Annotated in this window: 25 protein-coding genes; 14 read left to right on the forward strand and 11 right to left on the reverse strand. The window is 64.3% G+C overall.

The genetic code is table 11. The annotated features are described in order from the left end of the window. Nucleotides 1-96: 96 nt before the first annotated feature. Together G5C33_RS12805 and G5C33_RS12810 are read left to right on the forward strand one after the other, a co-directional pair. A complete protein-coding gene (locus tag G5C33_RS12805) occupies nucleotides 97-909 on the forward strand; it encodes a type VI secretion system-associated protein TagO (protein ID WP_165327571.1) in 813 nt (270 codons plus the stop codon). A 186-nt stretch (nucleotides 910-1,095) separates the two neighbouring features. Next, the gene (locus tag G5C33_RS12810; protein WP_165327572.1) at nucleotides 1,096-1,719 is read left to right on the forward strand and encodes an MSMEG_1061 family FMN-dependent PPOX-type flavoprotein; all 624 of its coding nucleotides are present in this window, start codon (nucleotides 1,096-1,098) and stop codon (nucleotides 1,717-1,719) included. 43 nt (nucleotides 1,720-1,762) lie between these two features. Here the strand turns inward: G5C33_RS12810 and G5C33_RS12815 are convergent, their stop codons facing one another. The 4 genes from G5C33_RS12815 to G5C33_RS12830 all read right to left on the reverse strand — a co-directional run bounded on the left by G5C33_RS12815 (nucleotide 1,763) and on the right by G5C33_RS12830 (nucleotide 5,134). Further along, the gene (locus G5C33_RS12815; RefSeq protein WP_165327573.1) at nucleotides 1,763-2,533 is read right to left on the reverse strand and encodes a helix-turn-helix domain-containing protein; all 771 of its coding nucleotides are present in this window, start codon (nucleotides 2,531-2,533) and stop codon (nucleotides 1,763-1,765) included. Between the two features lie 33 nt (nucleotides 2,534-2,566). Beyond that, nucleotides 2,567-3,031, reverse strand: coding sequence for a hypothetical protein (locus G5C33_RS12820; RefSeq protein ID WP_165327574.1), 465 nt, complete (start codon nucleotides 3,029-3,031; stop codon nucleotides 2,567-2,569). A gap of 31 nt (nucleotides 3,032-3,062) precedes the next feature. After that, entirely contained in the window at nucleotides 3,063-3,389 is a 327-nt protein-coding gene (locus G5C33_RS12825; RefSeq protein ID WP_165327575.1) for a hypothetical protein, read from the reverse strand. Between the two features lie 134 nt (nucleotides 3,390-3,523). Continuing rightward, a complete protein-coding gene (locus G5C33_RS12830) occupies nucleotides 3,524-5,134 on the reverse strand; it encodes a phosphoenolpyruvate carboxykinase (RefSeq protein ID WP_165327576.1) in 1,611 nt (536 codons plus the stop codon). Nucleotides 5,135-5,338: 204 nt separating this feature from the next. Here G5C33_RS12830 and G5C33_RS12835 point away from each other — a divergent pair, with 204 nt between their 5' ends. Genes G5C33_RS12835 through G5C33_RS12860 form a run of 6 tightly spaced genes read left to right on the forward strand, consistent with a single transcriptional unit; the run spans nucleotide 5,339 to nucleotide 9,649 of the window. After that, on the forward strand, nucleotides 5,339-6,046 hold the full coding sequence (locus G5C33_RS12835) for a response regulator transcription factor (RefSeq protein WP_165327577.1): 708 nt from the start codon (nucleotides 5,339-5,341) through the stop codon (nucleotides 6,044-6,046). Further along, the gene (locus G5C33_RS12840; RefSeq protein ID WP_165327578.1) at nucleotides 6,039-7,583 is read left to right on the forward strand and encodes a sensor histidine kinase; all 1,545 of its coding nucleotides are present in this window, start codon (nucleotides 6,039-6,041) and stop codon (nucleotides 7,581-7,583) included. The genes G5C33_RS12835 and G5C33_RS12840 overlap by 8 nt, the downstream gene beginning before the upstream one ends. Nucleotides 7,584-7,604: 21 nt before the next feature. Continuing rightward, a complete protein-coding gene (locus G5C33_RS12845; protein ID WP_165327579.1) occupies nucleotides 7,605-8,036 on the forward strand; it encodes an HPr kinase/phosphorylase in 432 nt (143 codons plus the stop codon). Beyond that, nucleotides 8,033-8,965, forward strand: coding sequence for an RNase adapter RapZ (gene rapZ / locus G5C33_RS12850; RefSeq protein WP_165327580.1), 933 nt, complete (start codon nucleotides 8,033-8,035; stop codon nucleotides 8,963-8,965). Before G5C33_RS12845 ends, rapZ begins: the two co-directional genes overlap by 4 nt. Before the next feature lie 7 nt (nucleotides 8,966-8,972). Further along, entirely contained in the window at nucleotides 8,973-9,380 is a 408-nt protein-coding gene (locus tag G5C33_RS12855) for a PTS sugar transporter subunit IIA (RefSeq protein ID WP_165327581.1), read from the forward strand. Beyond that, entirely contained in the window at nucleotides 9,377-9,649 is a 273-nt protein-coding gene (locus G5C33_RS12860; protein ID WP_165327582.1) for an HPr family phosphocarrier protein, read from the forward strand. The genes G5C33_RS12855 and G5C33_RS12860 overlap by 4 nt, the downstream gene beginning before the upstream one ends. On the opposite strand, the gene G5C33_RS12865 is transcribed toward G5C33_RS12860, so the two are convergent. After that, nucleotides 9,646-10,050, reverse strand: coding sequence for a DUF6326 family protein (locus tag G5C33_RS12865; RefSeq protein WP_165327583.1), 405 nt, complete (start codon nucleotides 10,048-10,050; stop codon nucleotides 9,646-9,648). The two genes, G5C33_RS12860 and G5C33_RS12865, sit on opposite strands and share 4 nt — an antisense overlap. 115 nt (nucleotides 10,051-10,165) lie before the next feature. Here G5C33_RS12865 and G5C33_RS12870 point away from each other — a divergent pair, with 115 nt between their 5' ends. Then, a complete protein-coding gene (locus G5C33_RS12870; protein ID WP_165327584.1) occupies nucleotides 10,166-10,966 on the forward strand; it encodes a TrmH family RNA methyltransferase in 801 nt (266 codons plus the stop codon). A gap of 58 nt (nucleotides 10,967-11,024) precedes the next feature. Continuing rightward, on the forward strand, nucleotides 11,025-11,783 hold the full coding sequence (locus G5C33_RS12875; protein ID WP_165327585.1) for an META domain-containing protein: 759 nt from the start codon (nucleotides 11,025-11,027) through the stop codon (nucleotides 11,781-11,783). 3 nt (nucleotides 11,784-11,786) lie between these two features. Here the strand turns inward: G5C33_RS12875 and G5C33_RS12880 are convergent, their stop codons facing one another. Together G5C33_RS12880 and rmuC are read right to left on the reverse strand one after the other, a co-directional pair. Beyond that, on the reverse strand, nucleotides 11,787-12,530 hold the full coding sequence (locus tag G5C33_RS12880; RefSeq protein ID WP_165327586.1) for a tetratricopeptide repeat protein: 744 nt from the start codon (nucleotides 12,528-12,530) through the stop codon (nucleotides 11,787-11,789). A gap of 22 nt (nucleotides 12,531-12,552) precedes the next feature. Beyond that, entirely contained in the window at nucleotides 12,553-13,962 is a 1,410-nt protein-coding gene (rmuC, locus tag G5C33_RS12885; protein ID WP_228275062.1) for a DNA recombination protein RmuC, read from the reverse strand. A 319-nt stretch (nucleotides 13,963-14,281) separates the two neighbouring features. On the opposite strand from rmuC, the gene G5C33_RS12890 reads away from it, so the two are divergent. The 3 genes from G5C33_RS12890 to G5C33_RS12900 all read left to right on the forward strand — a co-directional run bounded on the left by G5C33_RS12890 (nucleotide 14,282) and on the right by G5C33_RS12900 (nucleotide 15,873). After that, nucleotides 14,282-14,902: an SAM-dependent methyltransferase gene (locus G5C33_RS12890; protein ID WP_165327588.1), complete on the forward strand. Its 621-nt coding sequence runs from the start codon at nucleotides 14,282-14,284 to the stop codon at nucleotides 14,900-14,902. A gap of 65 nt (nucleotides 14,903-14,967) precedes the next feature. Continuing rightward, nucleotides 14,968-15,354 carry a four-helix bundle copper-binding protein gene (locus G5C33_RS12895; protein ID WP_165327589.1) on the forward strand — a complete coding sequence of 129 codons (387 nt, stop codon included), beginning with the start codon at nucleotides 14,968-14,970 and terminating at the stop codon, nucleotides 15,352-15,354. 15 nt (nucleotides 15,355-15,369) lie between these two features. Continuing rightward, entirely contained in the window at nucleotides 15,370-15,873 is a 504-nt protein-coding gene (locus G5C33_RS12900) for a DUF421 domain-containing protein (RefSeq protein WP_165327590.1), read from the forward strand. Nucleotides 15,874-15,882: 9 nt separating this feature from the next. On the opposite strand, the gene def is transcribed toward G5C33_RS12900, so the two are convergent. Continuing rightward, a complete protein-coding gene (gene def / locus G5C33_RS12905; protein WP_165327591.1) occupies nucleotides 15,883-16,410 on the reverse strand; it encodes a peptide deformylase in 528 nt (175 codons plus the stop codon). A gap of 155 nt (nucleotides 16,411-16,565) precedes the next feature. On the opposite strand from def, the gene G5C33_RS12910 reads away from it, so the two are divergent. Then, on the forward strand, nucleotides 16,566-17,063 hold the full coding sequence (locus G5C33_RS12910) for a hypothetical protein (RefSeq protein ID WP_165327592.1): 498 nt from the start codon (nucleotides 16,566-16,568) through the stop codon (nucleotides 17,061-17,063). Nucleotides 17,064-17,084: 21 nt separating this feature from the next. Here G5C33_RS12910 and G5C33_RS12915 read toward each other — a convergent pair whose 3' ends face one another. Genes G5C33_RS12915 through recR form a run of 3 tightly spaced genes read right to left on the reverse strand, consistent with a single transcriptional unit; the run spans nucleotide 17,085 to nucleotide 18,264 of the window. Continuing rightward, a complete protein-coding gene (locus tag G5C33_RS12915; protein ID WP_165327593.1) occupies nucleotides 17,085-17,279 on the reverse strand; it encodes a DUF4175 domain-containing protein in 195 nt (64 codons plus the stop codon). After that, nucleotides 17,276-17,671 carry a hypothetical protein gene (locus G5C33_RS12920; RefSeq protein WP_165327594.1) on the reverse strand — a complete coding sequence of 132 codons (396 nt, stop codon included), beginning with the start codon at nucleotides 17,669-17,671 and terminating at the stop codon, nucleotides 17,276-17,278. The genes G5C33_RS12915 and G5C33_RS12920 overlap by 4 nt, the downstream gene beginning before the upstream one ends. Then, nucleotides 17,668-18,264: a recombination mediator RecR gene (gene recR, locus G5C33_RS12925; RefSeq protein WP_165327595.1), complete on the reverse strand. Its 597-nt coding sequence runs from the start codon at nucleotides 18,262-18,264 to the stop codon at nucleotides 17,668-17,670. Before recR ends, G5C33_RS12920 begins: the two co-directional genes overlap by 4 nt. Nucleotides 18,265-18,301 lie beyond the last annotated feature (37 nt).

Consider the following 18,301-nt stretch of genomic DNA (forward strand, 5'->3'; position numbering starts at 1 on the left):
CACCCGGAACCAGTGCCGCATGTAAGTAGTGTTGCTTGAGCAAGACCAGTTCTCTACCCTGAAAATATCCTTATTGATCTTCGGGGGGAGGTGGTGGTGAATTTCAAGACAGGCATGCTTTTTGCAGCGCTGATAGCACTTTCCTCATGCGCAAATGAAGCGGAGAAAGCAGTACGCGAAGGACTAATCGATCCCGATTCTGCTCAGTTTCGTGACGTCAAGGTCTGCAGAGGCGATAGCGCAGTCACGACTGGTGAAGTGAACGGGAAGAATCGTCTTGGCGCTTACGTAGGGTTCAAGCCATTCTTCTATGCCGACCACCGCGTATATTACGCGGGAGATGATGGATTCCTAAGGGCCATGAAACGGTGTTACGGTCAGCCAGGCGCGTCTGAGCCTGTCGATACCAGTGGCAACAGCCCAACTTCTGGAAATTCGATTGCGGCCGACTCATCCCCAATCGGCGACTGGTCTATTTCGAGAGAAACAAATCCAATCGACGACACTGAAACCGTGATTGTTTCTCTCAATGCCGTCGAAGGCAGTTCGTCTTTCGGAGACGCACCGAGACTCGTCGTACGATGTCAGTCCAATAAAACTGAACTGTATGCCATTTGGCATGACTATCTAGGGGACGATAGCCACAACGTATATGACAACTGGAAGTATGTTACTAGACGGCTGGGCACAGAACCTTCGAAAAAGCAGCGCTGGGGCATCTCGACAGACAACGAGGCGACCTTCTATCCGACCTCTCCAATCACAATGCTCAAGGAAATGGTGGATGCTGACCGACTGGTACTTCAGACGACACCTTACAACGAAAGTCCTGTGACGGCAGTTTTTGACTTGACGGGGAGCAAAGAGGCGATTTCGCAAGTGGCTGAGGCCTGCAACTGGAATCTTTGACAAGCGGATGCGCTACCTGGCTATTTTTCGCTCGCCCCAGCCGCTCTCACCAAGGGTATTGCCATTATGGGCTAGTGATATAACCCCCTACCGCCGAACCCGCAACGGAATCGGGGTTGGAGACCTTTCCGCAAGACCATAGGCTCCCGGAAAAGCGCCGCAGAGCGCCCTGCCCGGAGAGAACCAATGCCCCCCGATCACCGCATCACCAGCGAAGCCGAACTCGAAGCCGTGATCGGAGAGCCGATGGAATTCGTCCGCGCCAAGGTGATCGACAGCCTCAACGAGGCGATGTGCGCCTTCATCGCGAAGTCGCCGCTCATCTTCCTCGCGACGATCGACGAGCAGGGGCTGATCGACGTGTCGCCCAAGGGCGATCCGGCGGGTTTCGTTCAGGTGGATGGCGACGGCAATCTGCTGATCCCCGAGCGGCTCGGCAACCGGCTGACCTTCGGCTTCCGCAACATCCTGCGAAATCCGCAGGTGGGCATCATCTTTGTCGTGCCCAACCAGCGCGAGACGCTGCGCGTGAAGGGCGCCGCGACGCTGCACAAGGACCCCGAGGTGCTCGCCGACATGGCAGTGAAGGGCAAGGACGCGCTGATGTTCACGCATGTCGAAGTGCGGGAATGTTTCTTCCACTGCGGCAAGGCGATGATCCGCTCGCATATGTGGCAGCCCGAGCACTGGCAGACCGAAACCCGCTCGATCGCCGCGCGGCAATTGCTGGGCAAGAAGAAGCGGAGCGAGGAAGAGATCGTCCAGACCGAGGAACTGATGGCGGAGAGCTACAAGAACGAGCTGTACTGACGCTCTCGCGGGACGGTGCTGCGGCCGCCCCGCCGGTCGCGCATCATTCGACGGTCACGCCCGCGACCCGCCACACGCCGTCCTCTTGTTCCAGCGTGACGGTTTCGATGGCCTCGGCCCGATTGGCGAAGCTGGTGCGGAATTTGACGAGTTGATAGCCCTGGGGCGGCGCGGGAACATATTCCTGGCGAAGGAAGGTGCGCGATACCATTGCGCCGAGCGGCGTGCGGACCCGTTCCGAGGCGTCGGACCAGACCTGCGCGGTATTGAGCTCGCGAAATGCCGCAGCGGTCGCCAGATAGCTGTCGTCCCAGCGGCCCTCGTCGAGCAGCGCCAGCCATTGCCGCGCGGCATCGACGACGGCGGGGTCGGGGGCAACCTGCGTGCCGGCGGGCAACGCGGGCGCGGTGGTAACCGGCTGTGGAACCGCAAGAAAGGCGAGAAGGCCAAGAGTCAGTGTCATGAGAACAGCTCCAATCAGGAATTGGGGACGCCCGATGGCGATCCCAGCGCCGTCGACCGGCGCGCCCTTCTGATCGGGCGCCGGAGCGGCTGCGTCTGCCCCGATTTCCTTGTCCGCAAGACTTTCGGGGGTGCCCTGCCCCTCGGCGTCGAGCAGCAATCGTGCGGCCTCGCGACTGCTCGACACTTCCATCTTGCGCCGCGCGTCCCGCAGCCGGTCGTTGATCGTGTGCACCGACAGACCGAGATCGCGGGCGATCGATTTCGCGTCATGGCCACGCACCATCAGCCGCAGGGTCTGTTTTTCCTTCTCGGTCAGCCCCCAGCTGCCGTCATTTTCACGCGCATGCATAATGCCCGACACTAGCCGCAGCGCGGGCGGCGCCTACCCCGAAAAACTTGTGCCCGGCGGCGCGACAATATCAGACGCGACCAGCCCCCGCCGCGCCGCCACCGAGAACAGCAATTCGCGCGAATAGAAGCGGAGCGGCCAGTCGCGATGGCCCATCGGGCTGACGAGCAGGGCGTTGACGCGTTCGGCCAGCCCTTCCCCGCCCTGCCATTCGGTCAGGAACCGGCGCACACCCGCAACGAAGCAATGGGTGATCGTGTCGTGATAGCCGTTGTGATCGTCGTTCACGCCGCCGACGCTTTCGTTGAAGGCGCGGATGAGATCGCCGATCCGCGCATCGACATCGATGTCAGGCCGCGCCGTCATCAGATAGAGCGTCGCGGCGAGATGCGCCTCGTGCGTCCACTCCTCGCGGCGCAGGCTGCATGCGAGCAGCCCTTCGCCGAGATGGCGAACGGCTTCGTCGCTGTCGAACAGGCGCGGCGCGAACTCGGTCATCTTTCACAACCGGGCTCGCGCCCGCCTCTCCTCACTTCTTGCCGAACAAACCCCCGGCAAGGCCGCCCAGCGCACTGGTCGCGGCGCCGGCAATGCCCTCATTGCCCTGCAGCAGTTCGGCGAAGCGGCCGAGCGAGCCTTCGCCGCCCAGATGCGTGACGATTTCCTGGATCTTGTCGAGCGGCAGCCCGGTTTCGGCGGCGGCGCCTTCGGCGGTGTCGCCCTCGCGCGAATGGAACTTGGCGAGCGCCTGAATCGCCATTTCGACATGTTCTTCCGACAGGCCCACCTTGGCGGCGAGATTGGCGACGTCAACATTTCCAACGACTTGGCCGAGAATTCCGTCAAGCATGCTCATAGGGGCGTCCTTTCTGGTCCGAAACGAGCCCGTTTCCTACCATGAACCGCCCGAAACGACGAGGCCCGCCGGTGCGAAAATGCACCGGCGGGCCCCGATCTGCCGGCCTTGCGACCAGCGCGTTGGCAGTGCGCTTATTCGGCCGGAACCTGCGATCCCGGCGCGGCGGCGCGCACCGATTCATCGACATGATCGGCAAATTCGGCGAAATTCTCGTTGAACAGATCGACGAGCTTCGCCGCGGTCTGGTCATAGGCGCCCTTGTCGGCCCAGGTTTCACGCGGATCGAGGATCTTGCTGTCGACACCCGGCACGCTCACCGGCACCTTGAACCCGAAATTGGGATCAGTGCGGAATTCGGCGCTGTTGAGGCTGCCGTCGAGCGCGGCGTTGAGCAGCGCGCGAGTCGCCTTGATCGGCATGCGACTGCCTTCGCCATACTTGCCGCCGGTCCAGCCGGTGTTGACCAGCCAGCACGACACGCCGCCCTTGGCGATCCGCTCCTTGAGGAGGTTGCCGTAGACCGACGGGTGACGCGGCATGAACGGCGCGCCGAAACAGGTCGAGAAGGTGGCTTCCGGCTCGGTCACGCCGATTTCGGTGCCCGCGACCTTGGCGGTATAGCCCGACAGGAAGTGGTACATCGCCTGGTCCGGCGTCAGCTTCGCGATCGGCGGCAGCACGCCGAACGCATCGGCGGTGAGCATCACCACATTGTGCGGCACCGGCCCCATATTCTTTTCCGAGGCATTCGGAATGAAGCCGATCGGATAGGCGCCGCGGCTGTTTTCCGCGAGCGTGCTGTCGTCAAGGTCCAGTGCGCGGGTTTCGGGGTCCATCACGACATTTTCGAGCACCGTGCCGAACCGCTTGGTCGTGGCGAAAATCTCCGGCTCCGCCTCTTCGGACAAGCGGATCATCTTCGCGTAGCAGCCGCCTTCGAAATTGAAGACCGCCGTGTCCGACCAGCCATGTTCGTCGTCACCGATCAGCGTACGGCTGGCATCGGCCGACAGCGTGGTCTTGCCGGTGCCCGACAGGCCGAAAAAGATCGCGGTATCGCCCTTGGGGCCGATATTGGCCGAGCAGTGCATCGGCATCGTGCCGTCAACCGGGAGCAGATAGTTGAGCAGGCCGAACACGCTCTTCTTCATTTCACCGGCATAGGCGGTGCCGCCGATAAGGATCAGCTTTTCGGAGAAATTGACTGCGATCACCGTCTCGCTGCGGCAGCCGTGGCGCGCGGGATCGGCCTTGAAGCTGGGCAGATCGATGATGGTATATTCAGGCTCGAACCCGGCAAGGTCTTCGACTTCCGGGCGCACCAGCATCGTGCGGATGAACAGGTTGTGCCAGGCGAGTTCGTTGATCACGCGCACCTTCACGCGATGCTCGGGCTGCGAACCGCCGTAGAGATCCTGAACGAACAGCGTGTCCTTGTCCTTGAGCGCGGCCATGAAGTCGGCCTTGAGCGCAGCGAACGCTTCGCTGGTCATCGACTTGTTGACCTTGCCCCACCAGACGCTGTCCTCGGTCTCGGCATCACGGACGATGAACTTGTCGCTCGCCGAACGGCCGGTGTGCTTGCCGGTCTCGACCACCAGCGGGCCGTCCTTGGCCAGACGCCCCTCGTCGCGGGAGACAGCCTGTTCCACCAGCGGCGCCGTGTCCAGGTTCCAGAAAAGCTCTGCGCCGGTTTCGATGCCCTGGGCGTCGATGCCCATCCGCGGCGTGCGCTCGGTCAAATCTCATTCTCCTTGCTCAAGGGTGCGCTCGCGACATGTATAACATCGTCGCGCGAATTGGGTATGAAAACTTGTCAGTAGGGGTGAAACTACCCAGTAGGGGTGATCATGGTCAATCTCTCACTTGTGGCAGCGGCGATTGAGCGGACCGGAAGTTTCGTCTAACCGCAGGAGCGATACCTGAATTGAGTTTGCGCGGGTTCCATGAGTGCCACCATCGCCCTGGTCGACGACGACCGTAACATCCTGACCTCCGTTTCGATCGCGCTGCAGACCGAAGGGTTTCTGACCCGCGTCTATTCCGACGGCGAAAGCGCGTTGAAGGCGCTGATCGAAAATCCGCCCGACCTGGCGGTGCTCGATATCAAGATGCCCAAGATGGACGGGCTCGAACTGCTGCGGCGGCTGCGCGAGCGCAGCGCCATTCCGGTGATCTTCCTCACGTCGAAGGACGATGAGCTGGACGAGGCGCTCGGCCTGGCGATGGGCGCGGACGATTATATCTCCAAGCCCTTCAGCCAGCGGCTGCTGCTCGCACGCATCCGGGCGATCCTGCGTCGCACCGAGGCGCTGCAGCCCAGCGGCGACGCGAGCGATGCCGAAGCCGCGCAGCCGCTGGTGCGCGGCAGGCTGACGATGGATCCGGCGCGGCACAAGGTGACCTGGGGCGGCAAGAACGTGACACTGACCGTCACCGAATTCCTGATCCTGGAAACGCTCGCCCAGCGCCCCGGCATCGTCAAGACGCGCAACCAGCTGATGGATGCCGCCTATCAGGACGACATTTATGTCGACGATCGCACGATCGACAGCCACATCAAGCGCGTCCGCCGCAAATTCCGCCAGGCCGACCCGGAATTCGACGCGATCGAGACTCTGTACGGCGCGGGATACCGTTTCTCGGATGAGTGACGAGCCGCAACTGGCGTTGCGCTGGTCCAGCCGGGTCAGCCTCACTTCCCGCATATTGGCCGTGAACATCTTCGCCCTCGCGCTGCTCGCCGGGGGCTTTTCCTATCTCGACAGTTTTCGCAGTCGCATCGTCGACAGCCGAGTCGCGCAGGCCAGTCGCGAAGTGCGGCTGGTTGCCCAGTCGTTGGCATCGGCGACCGACGAACGCCGCGACCTGCTGGTACTCAGCCTCGCCCGCGACACCGGATCACGCATCCGCCTGTATGACGAGGAAGGCCGGCTGCTTTCCGACAGCCGCGACCTGGGGCTGCGCAACATGGTGCTGCGCGATCCCGACAAGGACCCCTGGGGCCAGGATGTCGCGCGCTTTCTGGACGCCGTGATCGATCGCGTCGCGGGCGCGGAGCGCGCGCCCACCTATCGCGAGCACGAGGCCGGGCTCGACTGGCCCGACGTGCGCACGGCGCTAACGACGCACGGCACGCCCGCCACCGTCTGGCGCGCGCCTGATCGCACGCCCGTGATCACCGCCGCCGCACCGATCACCGGGCTGGGGGTAGTGATGACGACGGTGAACGCGCGCGACATCACCACCACGGTGCGCGCCGAACGCTATCGCCTCGGCGTCGTGCTGGGGATCGTGTCGCTGGTCTCGGTGCTGCTGTCGCTGTTTCTGGCGCGGACCATCGTCCGGCCGTTGCGGCGGCTTGCCCGCGCGGCAGTGCGCGTGCGGCTCGGCCGTGCCCGCGAAGTGGTCGTCCCCCGCCTGCCCAGCCGCCGCGACGAGATCGGCTCGCTGGCCCGCGCGATTTCGGACATGACCCAGGCGCTGCGCGCACGCATCGACGCGACCGAAGCCTTTGCCGCCGATCTGGCGCACGAACTGAAGAATCCGCTAGCTTCGCTGCGGTCGGCGGTCGACGGTCTCGGCAACGTCAAGGATCCCGAGCTGCAGGCACAGCTCGTCGCGATCATCCATGACGATGTGCAGCGGCTCGACCGGCTGATCACAGACATTTCCGATGCCTCGCGTCTCGACGCGCAGCTCAGCCGCGCGACCTTCGAACCGCTGCGGCTTTGCGAAGTCATCCAGGCGCTGGTCGACCAGCGGACGAAGCGCGGCCTGCCCCACGGGGTCCGCATTCTCGTCGACCAGCGATCGGGCGGCGGGCCGGTGACGATCCTCGGCGAAGGCACCCGGCTCGAACGCGTCTTCGACAATCTGATCGAAAACGCCATCTCCTTCTCGCCGCAGAACGGGTTGATCACCATCTCGATCGGCATCGAGGGCGATTGCGCGGTGGTCCGCGTCGAGGATGAAGGCCCCGGCGTCCCCGAGGAAGCGCGCGAGGCGATCTTCCGCCGCTTCCATACCGTGCGGCCAAGCCGGGAGGCTTTCGGCCAGCATTCCGGGCTCGGGCTTGCCATCGCGCGCACCATCGTCGAGGGCCATCAGGGCAGCATCCATGTCGAATCGCGCGAAGACCGGCTGGGCGGCGCGCGCTTCGTGGTTCGGCTGCCGATCGCCGGCGAATGACCGGCGCCGGGGAGGCAAGGCGTGGCGGAACTGTCGACCGAAACGGTACATGCGTCCTGTGTCGCGATCGGCGGCCGCGCGGTGCTGATCGAAGGGGCGTCGTGCGCGGGCAAATCCGATCTGGCGCTGCGGCTGATCGATCGCGGAGCGATGCTCGTGGCGGATGACTACACCATATGCACGCGGCGCGATCGTGTCCTGTGTGCCGCACCGCCGACAACAATCGCCGGAAAGATCGAAGTTCGCGGTGTCGGCATTGTCGAAATGTCCTATGAAAGCGATGTGACTGTCGCACTGCATATCGCGATCGACGCGGCACCGCCGCGATTTCCCGAAGGGTTCGGGACACGTCGTGTCGCCGGCGTCGATATTCCCTCGCTCACGCTTCCCGCGCTCGAGGCTTCCGCGCCGCTCAAGGTCGAATATGCGCTCGCCAGGGCAATTGCCGGATGAGCAAGCGCCGTCCCAAGAATATCCTGCTGGTCACCGGCATGTCGGGTGCCGGCAAGTCGACCGTGCTGCGCACGCTCGAGGATCTTGGCTGGGAAGTGGTCGATAATCTGCCGCTTCTCTTCCTCAACCGGCTGCTCGACACGCCGCTGCCAGAAGGCGCGGAGGGCGACGATGATCGCCCGCTCGCCATCGGCATCGGCGCGCGCACCCGGGGGTTCGACGGGGAAAGCATCGTCCGCCGGATCAAGCGGCTGCGCGAGGAGCATGAGCACGACATCGGCATGCTGTTCCTCGATTGCGCGGGCAGCGAGCTGGAACGGCGCTATTCCGAAACCCGCCGTCGCCACCCGCTGGCGCAGGATCGCCCGGCGACCGACGGCATCGCGCGCGAGCGCGACCTGCTCAATCCGCTGCGCCGCTGGGCCAACCGGCTGGTCGACACCACCAGCCTTTCGGCGAACGAACTGACGCAGAAGATCCGCTCCACTTTCTCGGTCGAAGGCATCGGCCAGACGACCGTTTCGGTGATGTCGTTCGGCTTTGCCCGGGGCGTGCCGCGCAATGCCGATCTGGTGTTGGACATGCGGTTTCTGCGCAATCCGCACTGGGTGCCCGAATTGCGCCCCGGCACGGGCCGCGACGCCGATGTCTCGGCTTATATCGAAGAAGATTCGGCCTATGCCGCGGCGATGGAACAGATCGAATCGCTGCTGCTGCTGCTGCTCCCGCGCTATCAGGCGGAGGGCAAGGCCTATGTCACCATCGGCTTCGGCTGTACCGGCGGAAGACACCGTTCGGTGCATGTCGCGGAACGGATGGCGCGCCGGTTGCGTGAGGAGGGATTTTCCCCCACGGTGACGCATCGGGATCTGCAAACCGCGCCGCAGGACTCGCTGGAAACGCAGCCGGCGGCGCAGGCAACTGGATGAGAACAGCATGATCGGGCTCGTACTGGTTACGCATGGTCGCCTCGCGGAGGAATTCGTCACTGCGATGGAGCATGTGATCGGACCGCAGGAGCAGATCGAAACCATCTGCATCGGCCCCGAGGACGATATGGAGGAGCGGCGCACCGACATCGACAAGGCCATCAAGGCGGTCGATACCGGCGACGGCGTCATCCTGCTTACCGATCTTTTCGGCGGCACGCCGTCGAATCTCGCCATTTCGCTGATGGAAACCGGCAGGATCGAAGTGATCGCGGGAATCAACCTGCCGATGCTGATCCGGCTGGGCGGCGCGCGCCAGGCGATGAATGTCACCGAAGCGGTCGCCGGCGCCCGCGAAGCCGGGCGCAAATACATCACCGTCGCGTCCGAGGTGCTGGGCGAGGCCGCCGCATGAGCGAAGCATCGCGGACGGTTCGCATCGAGAACCGCCGGGGCCTTCATGCCCGTGCCAGCGCCAAGTTCGTGACGCTCGCGTCCAGCCATTCGGCGCGGCTCACCGTAGAGAAGGACGGTTCCAGCGTCACCGCGACGTCGATCATGGGCCTGATGATGCTGGGTGCGGCGATGGGCGATTCGATCGTGATCCGCGCGGAAGGCGACGGCGCCGAGGAAGCCGTTTCTGCGCTCGCGCAGCTCGTCGAGGACCGGTTCGGCGAGGACTAGGTCGCGTCCGGCCGTGGCCAGCGCAGCGCCATCCAGAGGATCGTCAGCGTCGTGAGCAGTTCCAGCGCAACGATGATCTGATAGGCCGGATAGGCGCCGACGAACGCCAGTGCCTCGATTGCGGTGTAAAGCAGCGCCACCACTACGCTCAGCCAGCGGCTCGCCACCGGGGGCAGCAGCACCGACAGCGCGATCATGCAGGCGGGAATCGCCAGCATCACCGAAACGATGATCAGCACGGTGGCATCGGCCGGGCCGAGCGGCCCCATCCGCCCCGCCGCCATTTCGCCGAGCACGCCGGGGCGGTAGAGCTTGAAATAGTCGTTGTAGATGTAGAGTGACATCAGCGTCGCCCAAAGGGCGGCGATGCGGACACGGAGCGGTATCGGCAGGTCGGTCATGCTTGGCTCCCTTCGAGCCTGCGACGCTACACGAATCCCGCCTGGCGTCTAATGCATATAATACACTTCCACGCCGCCCGCTTGCGTTCGCCGCGCGCATCGGCAAGGAGCCGGCATGGCCCGCGAAATCACCGCTTTCTCCAATCCGCTCGTCAAACGCATGCGCAACCTGCGCGACAAGCGTCACCGGCGCGAGGAAGGGCTGTTCCTCGCCGAGGGGCTGCGCATCCTCACCGAAGCGCGCGAAGCGGGGAAGCTGCCGCAATATCTGTTCTTCGCGAAGGACAGTGCCAGCCATCCGCTGACGCGGGCGCTGGTCGCCGAAACCGAAGCGGCGGGCGGCGAAGCGATCGAGACCAATGCCGACATTCTTTCCAAGCTGTCGGGCAAGGACAATCCGGGCGCGGTCGTCGGCGTCTATCCCGAATTCACGGTGGACCTTTCCGATCTGAACCGGGACAGCGCGGGCATCTGGCTGGTCGCCGAGCGGCTGCGCGATCCGGGCAATCTCGGCACGATCCTGCGCACCGCCGACGCCGTCGGTGCGGGCGGGCTGATCCTGGTCGACGATTGCGTCGACCCCTTTTCGGTCGAGGCAGTGCGCGCCAGCATGGGGGCGCTGTTCACCGTGCCGGTGGCGCGGGCGCGCTGGGAGGAATTTCGCGACTGGCTGCGGTCCGGGCCGGGGCAGCTCGTCGGGCTCAGCCTCGACACCGACCACCATTATCGCGCGCCCGATTATCCTGCCCCCACCTTTCTGCTGACCGGAAACGAGGCGCAGGGGATGCCGGAACATATGGCCGCCGAATGCGATGTGCTGGTGAAGATGCCGATGCTGGGCAAGGCCGACAGCCTCAACGCCGCGGTGGCGACGGCGGTGATGGCATATCAGGTGCTCGACCGGCAGCAGCGCTGAAACGCGGGTCATCCCCGGTTCAGCACTGCCGCGCCAGATTTCGGGAAGAGAGGAACCCATGCTGCCACGCCTCATTCCGATTGCCGCCCCCTTCGCCGCCCTGATCGCGGGTGGCTGTACGATGGCCCAGCCCGGCGGGGCACCGACGCCCGCCGCGCCCGTCGCGGTCGAACCCTATCGCGCGATTGGCACCGAGCCCTTCTGGTCGCTGACCATCGATGCCGACACGATGCGCTTCGAACGCCCCGATCATCCGCCGCTGGTGCGCGAGCGGCCGCAGGCGCGGGTCGCGCTCGCCAGCCAGAATTTCGCGACGCGCGACATGCTGGTTCAGGTTTTCAGTGCCCGCAGCTGCAGCGACGGGATGAGCGACCGGACCTATCCCGACACAGTGCAGGTCACGGTCAACGGCACGCGCTATCGGGGCTGCGGCGGGACGCCGGCCGAGGCGGCGACGGCAGACAGCAGCGCGATCCTCGACGGAAGCTGGCGGATCGTGTCGATCGCCGGCGAAGCCATCGACGACGAGCACGCAACGATCCGCTTTCAGGACGGTCGCATTTCGGCGAGCGCCGGATGCAATCGCATGGGCGGCAGCTTCCGCTTCGAAAACGACCGGCTGGTCACCGGCGCGATGATGAGCACGCGAATGGCCTGCCCAGCCCCGCTGATGGCCCGCGAGTCGGCGCTGTCAGCGCTGCTGGGCCAGCCGCTCGCCTATTCCACCGATGCGGCCGAACGCCTGATCCTCACCGCGCCCGACGGCGAAACGCTGGTGCTCCGTCCGCAGGCCCCCGCCCCGCGACCGATGCGCTGAGGCCTATTTCCCGTCGGTGCGGTTTTCCGCGATATAGCGCAGTTCGCTGAGCACCTTTTCGTCACCCGGCGCCACTTCCAGGCATTTCCTGAGTAGCGCTTCCGCCTCCGCCCAGCGCCCCAGCTCGATGAATGCATAGGCTTCGCCATACCAGGCGCGCCGCAACCACCTGTCGCGTTCTTCGTCCTGAAACGCCATCTGCGCGCCTTCGGCCGCCTGGCGATAGGCTTTCGCGGATTCCTCCCACTGCCCGAGCTCCTTATAGGCATAGCCGAGCTCGACGAAATATTGCGGGCTGAACGGCGACAGCTCGGTCGCGCGCCGATAATATCCCAACGCCTCTTCGGGGCGCTCCAGATCGATGAGGGCAAAGCCCTTCATCCACAATGCCGTGCACCAGGTGGAATCGAGCACCTGCGTGTCGCGATTGCCCTCGGCCTGCCTGCCGAGCGCGCTGTAGAGGATCATCATCTGCTGGTTCTGGGCGCAATAGACATTGCGGGTTTCATCGGCATTCTCGGCGTCGAAACGCGCGAGCAGCGGATCGAGGAGCGGGATCGCCCTGGCGGGTTCGCCTGCACGGATATGCGCCATAGCGGCGTTCAGCGCATCGCGGTCCTGCGCCGCGCGATCCTGCTGTCCGCCATCGTTCGGCTGCGTTTCCTCGACTTGCGCGGCGGCGGCGGCAGGCAGCGGCAGGGCCGGAAGCGCGCCGAGCAACAGCGCCGTACAAGTGAATTTCCGCATTCTTTCCCCCAAAGACAATGGTTCAGCCGCTTTCGGTCTCGTCCACCTCCGCGGAACCGGCCTCGCCCGAAGTCAGCAATTCCGCCTGCGGCGCACGCGCGACGACATCGACCGGATCAACGCTTTCGAGCTTCGCAGCGCCGGTATCGACATTGAGCGCCTCGAACCGGCGCGCCGATACCAGCACGCGTCCTTCGAAGCTTGCAACGAACTTGTTGTAATTGTCGACCGCGGAATTGAGCCCGCCGCCAACGCGGCTCAAATGCTTCTGCGCCGTCGCCAGCCGCTCGTACATTTCCTTGCCGAGCCGCCCGACTTCCTGCGCGTCCTCGGTCAGTTTCTGCTGGCGCCACATCGCCGCGACGGTGCGCGCGAGCGGGAGGAAGGCCGAGGGACCGGCGATGATCACCCGATTGCGCGCCGCGCGTTCCCACAGCTCCATGTCCGCCTCGAGCGCGGCCGACAGGAAATTGTCACCGGGGATATACATGATGACGAAATCGGGGGCCTTTTCGAACTGGCTCCAATAGGCCTTGCGCCCGAGCTGATCGGCGTGGTTGCGCACTGCGCGGGCATGGGCGAGCATCGCCGCTTCGCGCGCCTCCGCCGACGTCGCTTCGGCGGCCTGCAAATAGCCCTCCAGCGCGCATTTGACGTCGACGATCAGCTGCTGGTCGCCGGGCAGGCGAATGATGAAATCCGGGCGAAGATTGCCGTCCTCGGTCGAAACCGAAACCTCGGGCTGGAAATCGACATGACCGTCGAGCCCGGCAAGCTCGATCAGGTTGCGGAACTGCTGTTCGCCCCAGCGGCCGCGCGTCTTGGGCGCGGCGCGCAGCGCATTGACCAGCTTGGCGGTCTCGCCGCGCGTTTCGGCCATGCTCGCCTGCACCGCCGCGACGGCTTCGCGCAGCTGGCCATAGCTGTCATTGCGCTCCTTTTCGACGCGATTGAGCCCTTCCTCATAGCGTTTGAGCGTCGCCTCGACCGGCTGGAGCAGCGATTTGAGCTTGGCCTCGTTCTTCTCGCCGCTCTGGGTAAAGCGTTCCTCGGCGCGTTCGAGAAAGCTCTTCTGCGCCTCGCCGAGCATCTGTCCGGCGAGTTCGCGAAACTGGCCCGCCATCACTTCGCGCGCGCCCTTGAACTCGGCGAGCCGTTCCTCGAAAGCCCCCGCCTGCGCCTTGAGCGTCGTCAGTTCGGTGCGTGCGGCGTCGCGTTCGTCGCGCAGCGATTCGATGTCCTCGCGCAGCCCAGGCACTTCCTTCGCGCGCTCCTCGGCGGCGGCAAGATCAGTGATCGCCGCCTTGAAATCGGCTTCGCGCCGGTCGCGTTCGGCACGCAGATCGGCCGCGCCGCGCCCGCCGAAGAACCAGCCGAGCGCCAGTCCGAGAAGCAGCGCCACAGCGCCGGTGATCAAAAGCTCGAAACCCACGCAAATCTCCCAAAGGTCGCACCAGAGTCGTACCGTAACATGCGCGCGTGCGCCCGCGCGCGGATCGGTAGTATAACGGGAACATAGCTGGAACGATTGCAGTAGGACAGCCCAAAGTTCCCGGCAAGGACACGATGGGCCGCCACCCCCGCGAAACGCAGTCCAGCGATCATGGCTGAAGGAAGAAAACCGGACTCCGGCTTTCGCGGGGATGGCGGTGACGGAGCGAACCGCGCTTGGCCTGCCGCTCGATCCGGGCGATATTGCACGCATAGAATAATTTATGCAATTGCGAATCATTATCGTATATAGGTGCCGCATGATCGATCCTTCCGACCAGTCCTTCTGGGACACGCGTTTCGCCACCGAGGAATATGTCTTCGGCGAAGCCCCCAATGGCTTTCTCGCGCGGCAGGCGCCGTTGCTGCGCCCCGGCATGAGGGCGCTTGCGGTCGCCGACGGCGAAGGGCGCAACGGCGTCTGGCTGGCGCAACAGGGGCTCGATGTGCTGTCGATCGATTTCTCGCCGCACGCACTTGCCAAGGCGCAGCGGCTCGCCGATCGCAACGGCGTCGCGATCGCCACGCGCGAAGTCGACCTGCTGGCATGGCAATGGCCGCACGCCGCGTTCGATGTCGTTGCGGCGATCTTCATCCAGTTCACCGGCCCCGCCGATCGCGCCGCGATGTTCGCGGGGATGAAGCAGGCGCTGCGCCCCGGCGGGCTGATGCTGCTCGAAGGCTATCGCCCCGAGCAGCTTGCCTATGGCACCGGCGGACCGAAGCAGGTGGAGAATCTCTACACCGAAGCGATGCTGCGCGAAGCGTTCGCCGATTTCACCATCGAAAGCCTGCAAAGCTACGACGCCGAACTCGACGAAGGGCCCGGCCATGCGGGCATGTCTGCAGTGATTGATCTGGTGGCGCGCAAGCCCTTGTAATTGCTGACAGGGAACGATGCGGTCGCGGCACCGTTCGTTTGGCATTCACCGGAAAGGAATGCCTCATGTCGATTGCCGAAATGATCAAGTCGCATCCCGATGTCGCGGGCGATCTGAACGAACCGCTGGCAAAGGCGGCGCGCCACGCCATGTTCTGCTCGGCGATCTGCACCAGCTGCGCCGACGCCTGTTCCGCCGAGAACATGGACATGCGCCAGTGCATCCGCAGCTGCCTCGACTGCGCCGATGTCTGCGCGATGACGGCGCGTATCGCCGTTCGCCGCACCGGACAGAATCCGGCGCTGATCCAGTCTTCGCTGAAGCTGTGCATGCAGGCATGCCTGATCTGCGCCGCCGAATGCGAGATGCACGACAATGACCATTGCCGCCGTTGCGCCGAAATGTGCCGCGAATGCGCCGCGGATTGCCAGGCCGCGCTCGAAACCTTCTGATCGGGGCCGCCGCGAATGTGGTTCGATAGTCTGGACGGCCTGTTTCGCGTCGTCCTGATCTCGCTGGCGGCCTATGGGTCGCTGGTGGTGGTGCTGCGCTTTGCCGGCAAGCGATCGCTGGCGAAGCTCAACGCCTTCGATCTGGTCGTCACCGTCGCGCTGGGCTCGACGCTGGCAACGGTGTTGCTGACCAAGGACGTGGCCTTTCTCGAAGGGCTGCTCGCCTTTGCGATGCTGGCGCTGCTGCAGTGGATCGTCGCGAAGCTGTCGGTCGCCTGGCCGCCATTCAAGGAACTGGTGCGCAGCGATCCGGCGCTGCTGGTGCATGAAGGCGGCTATCGCGACGCGGCGATGCGCAGCGAACGCGTCACGCGATCCGAAGTCGATGCGGCGGTGCGCGCCTCCGGGATAGGCAATATCGCCGATGTCGGCGCAGTGGTGCTGGAAACCGACGGCAGCATGAGTGTGATCGCGCGAAGCGATACGCCGCTGACGCTGCTCGACGATGTGAAGCGGTAAACCGGCCGGTCAGGCGGCGGCCTTGCGCGCCTTTTGCAGCTTCTTGAGGATCATCTGGCGCTTGAGGCGCGAGAGATGGTCGATGAACACGATCCCTTCGAGATGGTCCATCTCGTGCTGGATGCACGTCGCCAGCAGCCCTTCGAACACTTCGTCATGCTCGGCGCCGTTCTCGTCGAGCCATTTGACGCGGCAGCGCGCGGGGCGTTCGACTTCGGCGAACTGCTCGGGCACCGACAGGCAGCCTTCGGTATAAAGCGACATGTCCTCGGCGGGATCGAGGATTTCGGGATTGATGAAGACGCGCGGCTCGCGGATCGGCTTGCCGTCCTCGTCTTCCTCTTCCTGCAGGTCCATCACGACGATGCGCTTGGGCACGCCGACCTGGATCGCGGCAAGGCCGATGCCGGGCGCGTCGTACATCGTGTCGAACATGTCCTCGATCAGCTTGCGCACCTCATCGTCCACGCCTTCTACGGGCGTGGAGACGGTCTTGAGACGCGGATCGGGTACTTCGACGATGGGTAGGATGGCCATGACCGAAATTTAGGGCCCGGCCGCCCGGGAATCAACTGGCCGAATGCCGGATTATGGAATGCTCTTTCCTTCCGTTCCGCCCCATGCGACCAAAAGGCCGCGTCGCAGAACCGAAGGGGGCCAAGTTGATGCGGGCTTTGTCTCGGCTATTCAAAATGGCGATCCTGTTCCTGTCTGCTTCGTCGGTAAGTTCCCACGCGCAGACCATGACGTTTGATTGCGATGCCGCGGAGAACCGGTCCGCGTCGGTCGCGATCGAAACCGCCAGCCCTTTCGAGGTTCACGGTTCCCTGATGCTCAAGGAATCCCGGCGCGGGGACTATGCTCCCGTTGCGGGCGTCACCATTGATATGGATCGGGACAATGGTGTCTTCTTCCGGGTCAGGGCGCCGCAACCCGACGCCAAGTTTCTCGAGCTTGAGATCGTCTCCAACCGTTCCGGGACGCGGAAGACAATGGGACTGGGTCAGTTGCCGGCGGAATCGGCTTTCGATTTCACCATGACGCTGACGGAAGCGGGAAACCTCACTGTCACGATCGACGAGGCGCATTTCTCGGCTACGCTACAGGCATTCGAAACGGCGCGGGTGCGCGCCTTCTGCTCGACCGGTGAATTTGTTTTCAGCGGCCTGTCATTGGCCGTCACCGAGTAGCATCGGGCCAGCGTCGACGCTCTACTGCCGCAGGAACCAGATGATCGCGGCGAGAAAGCCGATCGTCACGCCGCCGACCGCGCCGAGAAATATCACCGCCCGCAGCCAATAGGGCAGCATCGGCCAGATGCCGGGATTGTGGATCAAGACCGCCGCAAGAACGAACGGAATCGCCAGCGGCAGCCATTGCACGACGCGCGCGGTTTTCTGTTTCACGCAAACCGCTCCCCAACCGGCTTTTCAAAATCGATTAACAGCTCGAAACGGGAATTCACCACCGACGGGCTGGTATCGACATCGACATGCAAGAGTTGGACGCCACAATCGCTACAAATCGCCTGGACGGCTGCGACCACTTCGGTGATGCGGACGGGCTTACTTGCAGTTTCGATCTTCGGATAGAGGAACCCGCAATCATTGTCGTCTAGATTGATCGCGCCCAACACAGCCAGTTGTGGAACTGACCGTTCGAGCCTTTCCACGGCGCCACCGAGGTAGAATGCCAGCCACCATTTCGATGCTTCGAAACCTCGAAACGCCTTGATCTCGGCGACACGCGCGCGGAGATCGTCAGCGACAACAACCTGCCGGTCCCCAGCTGCGCTCACGCCACCGGCCTCCTTGCCCGCAGCGCCTGGGCGAGCGTGCCTTCGTCGAGATAGTCGAGTTCGCCGCCGACCGGCAGGCCGTGGGCAAGCTGGGTCAGGCGGACCGGATATTGTTCGAGCCGTTCGGCGATGTAATGCGCAGTGGTCTGTCCCTCCAGCGTGGCGTTCATCGCGAGGACGACTTCATCGATGCCGCCATCGGCGATGCGGCGGATCAGGCTGTCGATCGCCAGGTCCTCGGGCCGGACGCCGTCGAGCGCCGAGAGGCGGCCGCCGAGAACATGGAACTTGCCGGGGAAGAGCCGCGAGCGATCGAGCGCCCAGAGGTCGGCGACTTCCTCGACCACGCACAGCGCCCTGCCCTCGCGCCGCGGATCGGCGCAGATGCCGCACGGATCGCTGGTGTCGACATTGCCGCAGATCGAACAGGTCGAGAGCTTGTCGCTCACTGCGCCCAATGCGGCGAGCAGCGGTTCGAGCGCAGTCTCGCGCTTCTTGAGCAGATGCAGCACCGCGCGCCGCGCCGAACGCGGCCCGAGCCCGGGAAGCCGGGAGAGCGCCTGAGTCAGCGCCTCGATTTCGGGAGATGCCATGCGGCCGGAGATAGCGAGGCGCGAGCGCGACGGGAAG

Origin of the sequence: Sphingosinithalassobacter tenebrarum (assembly GCF_011057975.1) — a bacterium.
GTDB lineage: Bacteria > Pseudomonadota > Alphaproteobacteria > Sphingomonadales > Sphingomonadaceae > Sphingomonas > Sphingomonas tenebrarum.

Excerpts from the sequence above, each read along its gene's own strand:
- G5C33_RS12810 (WP_165327572.1), top strand. The coding sequence starts at position 1,096 with ATGCCCCCCGATCACCGCATCACCAGCGAAGCCGAACTCGAAGCCGTG.
- G5C33_RS12815 (WP_165327573.1), bottom strand. The coding sequence starts at position 2,533 with ATGCATGCGCGTGAAAATGACGGCAGCTGGGGGCTGACCGAGAAGGAA.
- G5C33_RS12820 (WP_165327574.1), bottom strand. The coding sequence starts at position 3,031 with ATGACCGAGTTCGCGCCGCGCCTGTTCGACAGCGACGAAGCCGTTCGC.
- G5C33_RS12825 (WP_165327575.1), bottom strand. The coding sequence starts at position 3,389 with ATGAGCATGCTTGACGGAATTCTCGGCCAAGTCGTTGGAAATGTTGAC.
- G5C33_RS12835 (WP_165327577.1), top strand. The coding sequence starts at position 5,339 with ATGAGTGCCACCATCGCCCTGGTCGACGACGACCGTAACATCCTGACC.
- G5C33_RS12840 (WP_165327578.1), top strand. The coding sequence starts at position 6,039 with ATGAGTGACGAGCCGCAACTGGCGTTGCGCTGGTCCAGCCGGGTCAGC.
- rapZ (WP_165327580.1), top strand. The coding sequence starts at position 8,033 with ATGAGCAAGCGCCGTCCCAAGAATATCCTGCTGGTCACCGGCATGTCG.
- G5C33_RS12855 (WP_165327581.1), top strand. The coding sequence starts at position 8,973 with ATGATCGGGCTCGTACTGGTTACGCATGGTCGCCTCGCGGAGGAATTC.
- G5C33_RS12860 (WP_165327582.1), top strand. The coding sequence starts at position 9,377 with ATGAGCGAAGCATCGCGGACGGTTCGCATCGAGAACCGCCGGGGCCTT.
- G5C33_RS12865 (WP_165327583.1), bottom strand. The coding sequence starts at position 10,050 with ATGACCGACCTGCCGATACCGCTCCGTGTCCGCATCGCCGCCCTTTGG.
- G5C33_RS12870 (WP_165327584.1), top strand. The coding sequence starts at position 10,166 with ATGGCCCGCGAAATCACCGCTTTCTCCAATCCGCTCGTCAAACGCATG.
- G5C33_RS12875 (WP_165327585.1), top strand. The coding sequence starts at position 11,025 with ATGCTGCCACGCCTCATTCCGATTGCCGCCCCCTTCGCCGCCCTGATC.
- G5C33_RS12880 (WP_165327586.1), bottom strand. The coding sequence starts at position 12,530 with ATGCGGAAATTCACTTGTACGGCGCTGTTGCTCGGCGCGCTTCCGGCC.
- G5C33_RS12890 (WP_165327588.1), top strand. The coding sequence starts at position 14,282 with ATGATCGATCCTTCCGACCAGTCCTTCTGGGACACGCGTTTCGCCACC.
- G5C33_RS12895 (WP_165327589.1), top strand. The coding sequence starts at position 14,968 with ATGTCGATTGCCGAAATGATCAAGTCGCATCCCGATGTCGCGGGCGAT.
- G5C33_RS12900 (WP_165327590.1), top strand. The coding sequence starts at position 15,370 with ATGTGGTTCGATAGTCTGGACGGCCTGTTTCGCGTCGTCCTGATCTCG.
- def (WP_165327591.1), bottom strand. The coding sequence starts at position 16,410 with ATGGCCATCCTACCCATCGTCGAAGTACCCGATCCGCGTCTCAAGACC.
- G5C33_RS12910 (WP_165327592.1), top strand. The coding sequence starts at position 16,566 with ATGGCGATCCTGTTCCTGTCTGCTTCGTCGGTAAGTTCCCACGCGCAG.
- recR (WP_165327595.1), bottom strand. The coding sequence starts at position 18,264 with ATGGCATCTCCCGAAATCGAGGCGCTGACTCAGGCGCTCTCCCGGCTT.